Below are 5,349 nucleotides of genomic sequence, written 5' to 3'. Positions count from 1 at the left end.
TTTTCTTTATAAGTATGAATTAATTCCAAATCAATCATCTCGATTGCTTTGGAAACCAGCTCACACATGACTTTTGGAAGGTATTGATCTAATCGTATTTCACTGTCTAATAATGTTTCAGAATCCTTTAATATACTGGCAATTTCTGCTATAATTTGATTCATAAGAAGACCTCTTTTCTGGATTTGTGGTTATCTCTAGATTAAGGGTCTTCTTCCTTTTTGTCTACTTTAATTTCTTACCCTACTATTTTACTTTCCGACAACTATTTTACACATAGTCCTTTAGTGGCCACAGTCATCACAGCGTCCACATCTTTATCAAAGTACTGGCTCGCAATGATTCGTCCGACTTCTCTCAGTACGTCCGGATTGCCGAGCAAATCCGATAGGTACACGTACCCTCCCGGCAACAAACGGTTGGAATCTGAAAGTTGAGTGCACAATTGTTGGATGTATTCCAACGCTTCCCGATCCTTCACCTTCGGAACGTACCTTACCCCTCCTGTAGCTCCCGGCATGGTTTCCAATAACCCGATGCCTTGGGCAGAGAATGTCCGTTTGATGATTCCCAAATCTTCACTGATGGAAGATTTGGCCGCTTTGTATTTGGTGGAGAAAAAAGTTAGTGGAATCAATGCGTGTGGATGTTGCAATAAATAATAAGTCATATCAACTAATCGTTCGCTTCTTTTTATCTTCACTTTCACACCTCATTTGTATTCATTTCCGCTCAAACCCTATGCCTGATTCTATTCAAGCGTCCTCCCTCATTATACGCTTGAAATCAGAAAAAAGGTAGAGTTTTGCAAGATTTTTATGCCGAACGTTCGGCTTTTGGACACTTTCTTTTCAGTTCTATTCTTTTTTCACCATGATTGTTCTCCTCCGCTTAGAAAAAATACAAAATCGGAGTCGTTAAAATTGTATCCTCGAAGCATTCCTTATATGATTTGGATAGAAAGTAACCAGTGGTGAAAGGAAGGAAAACGATGAATCACCTGAAAGCCATTGCGGTTAAAACGGTAGTTATTTTGTTGATTGTGTGGATTGTCATGTCCTTATTGGCGGATGTTGCCACGAGAGATTCCATCATTGCTGGTCTGATTACTACCGCCGCGCTTTATCTCATGGGTGACATGCTTGTACTGCGCAAGTTCGGCAACATTGTCGCGACAATTGTAGACGCCGGTACAGCCTTCTTAATTTTGTAGCTTTATCTATCGTCTATGGACTACAACGACGTTTTGCTTTGGAGCTTCATCTCGGCAGCTTTGATCGGCGTGTTCGAGTATTGGTTCCACCAATGGCTCCTGCGTGCACACATCATTCCTGACGAACGCCGTATGCCGTAACAAAATCATAAAAAACCACTGGGCTTTGTATAAAGCTCAGTGGTTTTATTTTTTCAATTTTTTGCATCCCCGCGCATCATTTTCGTGATGCATCTATCACTTAATCCCCGATACCGACTTTTGGTGCTTTTTTGATTCCGAATTTGACGGCTGATGTCAGGGCAAACACCGCTACATAAATCAAGGCGATGGTTGCGCCCGGCGGAGTGCCGTATTCGTAGGAAACGGTCAAGCCGGAGAACATTCCAACCAACGCAATCAGGATGCCGATAAGAATAACTCCGTTGAAACTTTTACTCAAGCGCATGGAAATCGCCGCCGGCAGGACCAGTATCGCCGACACCAACAACGCCCCCACGATCGGCATGATCACCGCGATGGTGACTCCCGTCAAAATATTGAACAACACCGACATCCATTGAACCGGCAGCCCGGAAACAAAGGCCGCTTCTTCATCAAACGTCAGCACATACATCGGCCGACGGAAAATGAGGTACAACACCAAGACAGAGACGGTCAAAATTAAGAGCATCCACACTTGTTCAGAGGTGATGGTGACAATCGATCCAAATAAGTATTGTTGGATGCTGATGGTCGAACCACCTTCGTTGAGCCCCAACAGCACCAACGCAACCGCCATTCCCGCCGACATCAAGATTGCGATGGAAATTTCCGAATAGGCCCGGTAAACCCTCCGTAAATATTCCAATAAAATAGCCACTACGATAACCACGGCAAACGTGGTATATGTGGGGTTCACCCCCATTAAAAATCCTAAAGCCACCCCGGCCAGGGAAACATGAGACAATGTGTCCGCCACAAGCGACTGCCTACGCAAAATCAAAAACAGCCCTAAGACAGGGGCGATTAATGAAATTAGGAAGGATGCTTGGAAAGCTCTTTGCATGAATCCATAGAGAAACATCTCCACGGCGTATCCTCCTTCCTGATCAATTGAATGTGTTTGTCCGCATACTGTTTGATTTCATCATGGTCGTGCGTCACCATCAAAATGCCTTTGCCGTGCACTTGGGAGTTGTGCTGCAAAAGACTGTAAAACTCTGTCCGGGACTGGATATCCATTCCCGTTGTCGGTTCGTCCAACACAAACAAATCGGGATCAGTCGCAAATACGCGGGCGATGGAAATTCGTTGCTTTTGCCCTCCGGACAGTTCTCCGATTTTTTTGTGGCGCATATCCCACATTCCGACGGATTCCAATGCGCGTCGGACGTGTTCATGGTCTTCTTCATCCATCCGGCGGAACCATTTCCCTCGCGGATACCGCCCAGACTGGACCAGTTCAATGACCGTGCTTGGAAATCCCGCATTAAAGGAAGCGACTTGCTGCGGAATGTAACCGATGGACAATTTATCGCCGCGTACATTCTTGGACGCCAAGGTCACGTTTCCTTTTGTCGGTTTCAACAACCCTAAGACATTGCGCAAAAGGGTGGTTTTGGCCGCCCCGTTTTCCCCTGTGAGCATCACAAACTCGCCGGCATCCACGGTAAACGTGATGTTTTCCAGTACCGGCTCGTCTTCATAGTAAAATGCCAAATTTTCCACTTCGATATAGTGCACGTTTTCTCCTTCTTTCTCTCTAACCGTCTCAGCGGATACTGAGCTTCAATACCTCTAAATTCTGGCGCATCAACGTCAAATAGGTCGCGCCGTCCGCCTGCTCCACATCCGATACACCTTCGATGGAATGCAGCTGTGCGGTTTCGATGCCTGTTTCTTCAGCGACCGTTTCCGCAATGGCAGAAGATTCACTTTGGTTGTAGTACACGACGGGCAGATTGTTTTCTCGGATAAATGAACTGATTCCAGCCAACCGTGCAGGATCCGGTTCTGTTTCTGTCGAATATCCTCCTATGGACTCTTGTATCAGTCCGTAGCGATTTGCCAAGTACCCGAATGCCGCATGCTGCGTCACAAACACCCGGTTTTCGGCTCCTTCAAACGCTTGGGTGAAGTCTTGGTGTAACGTGTCCAACTCTGAGTTGAAGTGGGCTGCCTGCTCCGTATACAGCGTCTGGTTGTCCGGATCTGCTTCAATCAAGCCGTCCCGAATCGCCTCCACTTGCTGTTGGGCATAAATAGGGTCCAGCCACACATGGGGATCGACCGCATGGGTGTGGCCTTCTTCTCCGTGGGCATGTTCATGATCGTGTTCAGTCTCATTTTCCAACAATTCAATCGCCTCAGAGGCTTCCACTACTACCACATCTTCCGATTCGATGACATTCAAAATATCCGTCACCCACGTTTCCATTTCTGGGCTGCTGTACACAAAGACATCCGCTTCTGATATTTGCGCGACATCTTTGGCACTCGGCTCAAAGCCATGGGAATCCGTGCCGGATGGAATGAGCATCGACACATCCGCCGCTTCTCCCGCCACCTGCTGGGTAAATTCATACATCGGATAAAAAGTGGTGACCACCGAGAGGCTGTCGGTATCCGCGTTTCCATCTGAAGTGTCCTGCCCGGCATTTCCGCATCCAAAAAGCCCTAGTGCGAACGCCACCGTCAAGCCTGTTCTTAATATCTTTTTCATTTCTATCCTCACATTCAAACAAATTCTAAATCGTAACCGTTCCGATTTACACCCTATAGTGTAGCATCCCGGCTTTTCATCCGTCAAGAAGAAGTTGCCGCTTGTTTTCCATCCAGCAAAAAAGAGACGTTCCCGCCTCTTTTTCCATCTATTCTTTATTTCAGTGTCCGCACAAGATAGACTTCATCGCAAAAGCCTTTCAATCCATTGTACACGCGATGAGCACGTGAGCTGTGTTTGCACAGCCCGTAAATGGTCGGCCCGGTCCCGCTCATCAAGGCCGCATCCGCTCCGAATTGCAGCATTTTTTCCTTGATTTGTTTGATGGCAGGCTGCTTTTCCACAGAAACTTGTTCCAGCGCATTCCCTGCATGTTTGGCGACTTGTTCGTAATCGTGATTTTTAATGGCTTCCAACATCTCTTCGGTGTTGTAACGTTGAAGGCTCTCAACGTTTAAGTTTTCAAAAATCATCCAGCTGGAAATGCCTTTGCGCGGCTTCACCAATACCACCCAACATTGGGGAATCTCTTCAATGAGTTCAATTTTTTCTCCTCTTCCGGTGGCATGCGCTGTCCGTCCGTGCACGCAGTAAGGGACATCCGATCCGATTTCCGCTCCAAGAAGAGCCAAGTCCTCCAACGACTGGCCAAGATTCCATAAGCGGTTCAATCCTCTCAACGTCGCTGCTGCGTCACTGCTGCCGCCGCCCAGTCCTGCGGCAATCGGAATCTGCTTGTCGATTGTGATGTCGACGCCTTTTGTCACGTTGAACCGTTCCTTCACCAAAAGAGCTGTCTTATACACGATGTTGCGCTCATCCAGCGGCATAAAACCGCTGTTGGAATGAAGCACAATCCGGTCTTCTTCCAAGGGCTTGAATGTCAAATGATCGGCTAAATCGATGGAGGTCATGACCATCCTCATCTCGTGATAACCATCATCTCGTTTGCCCAACACATCCAGATTCAAATTGATCTTCGCCGGCGCTTTTTCTATGACTTCCATTTATGTCCTCCTTTCTTCGTTTTTTCTCTGTTGTATATAGTAGTATATCATCATTCTTTTGAAAAGTGGAAATCTGTTCTTTGCGGTATGCGTCAAGTTTTCCTCGGTAACCTTTATTCTAAATGACCCTTAATATAAATGCGGTTATTTGTTTCTATTCATTTAACTAAATGAAAGGGCTAGTTGGCCTATAAAGCTGCTTTTCGGACCATAATTGACGATAGAACCCGTTTGGATTGTTTGGGCCGTAGAATCTATTTTCTTTAACGCTTGACGGACAGCTCCTTTAATCTCTTCACCTAGTGATTCGACTTTATCTGTTATTTCAGCTGTTAAAGCTGTCTGTAAAAGCCCATTTTTCTCTGCAGTGAGAATTGCCACAACGTGGCTAGCTCCTTTTTTTGTCCAGCTTCGGCCTTGTCTCT

At 46.4% G+C, this 5,349-nt stretch carries 6 protein-coding genes and 2 pseudogenes; 2 read left to right on the top strand and 6 right to left on the bottom strand.

Translation table 11 applies throughout. The features are described 5' to 3' along the window. Window positions 1-277: 277 nt before the first annotated feature. Window positions 278-703: pseudogene (locus tag G470_RS13520) on the bottom strand (pur operon repressor); the annotation flags it as partial. Window positions 704-991: 288 nt separating this feature from the next. Here G470_RS13520 and G470_RS14940 point away from each other — a divergent pair. Both G470_RS14940 and G470_RS14935 read left to right on the top strand, forming a co-directional pair. Continuing rightward, window positions 992-1,213, top strand: a complete 222-nt coding sequence (locus tag G470_RS14940) for a DUF2512 family protein (RefSeq protein ID WP_240470683.1) — start codon at window positions 992-994, stop codon at window positions 1,211-1,213. 15 nt (window positions 1,214-1,228) lie between these two features. Next, the gene (locus G470_RS14935) at window positions 1,229-1,354 is read left to right on the top strand and encodes a YndM family protein (RefSeq protein ID WP_240470682.1); all 126 of its coding nucleotides are present in this window, start codon (window positions 1,229-1,231) and stop codon (window positions 1,352-1,354) included. 100 nt (window positions 1,355-1,454) lie between these two features. On the opposite strand, the gene G470_RS0111175 is transcribed toward G470_RS14935, so the two are convergent. The 5 genes and pseudogenes from G470_RS0111175 to G470_RS13510 all read right to left on the bottom strand — a co-directional run. Further along, window positions 1,455-2,285, bottom strand: coding sequence for a metal ABC transporter permease (locus G470_RS0111175; RefSeq protein WP_028274873.1), 831 nt, complete (start codon window positions 2,283-2,285; stop codon window positions 1,455-1,457). Continuing rightward, on the bottom strand, window positions 2,231-2,938 hold the full coding sequence (locus tag G470_RS0111170) for a metal ABC transporter ATP-binding protein (protein ID WP_028274872.1): 708 nt from the start codon (window positions 2,936-2,938) through the stop codon (window positions 2,231-2,233). Before G470_RS0111170 ends, G470_RS0111175 begins: the two co-directional genes overlap by 55 nt. A gap of 28 nt (window positions 2,939-2,966) precedes the next feature. Beyond that, window positions 2,967-3,917 carry a metal ABC transporter substrate-binding protein gene (locus tag G470_RS0111165; RefSeq protein WP_028274871.1) on the bottom strand — a complete coding sequence of 317 codons (951 nt, stop codon included), beginning with the start codon at window positions 3,915-3,917 and terminating at the stop codon, window positions 2,967-2,969. 155 nt (window positions 3,918-4,072) lie between these two features. Next, complete coding sequence (gene ispE / locus G470_RS0111160; protein WP_028274870.1) at window positions 4,073-4,924, bottom strand: 4-(cytidine 5'-diphospho)-2-C-methyl-D-erythritol kinase; 852 nt, start codon at window positions 4,922-4,924, stop codon at window positions 4,073-4,075. A gap of 162 nt (window positions 4,925-5,086) precedes the next feature. Next, window positions 5,087-5,349 (bottom strand): annotated as a pseudogene (locus tag G470_RS13510) (ISLre2-like element ISAot1 family transposase); the annotation flags it as partial.

The sequence above is a fragment of the Atopococcus tabaci DSM 17538 genome (assembly GCF_000429585.1).
Lineage (GTDB): Bacteria > Bacillota > Bacilli > Lactobacillales > Carnobacteriaceae_A > Atopococcus > Atopococcus tabaci.
Note: the sequence above shows the minus strand (reverse complement) of the source record. Positions and strands in the feature narration are given on the sequence as shown.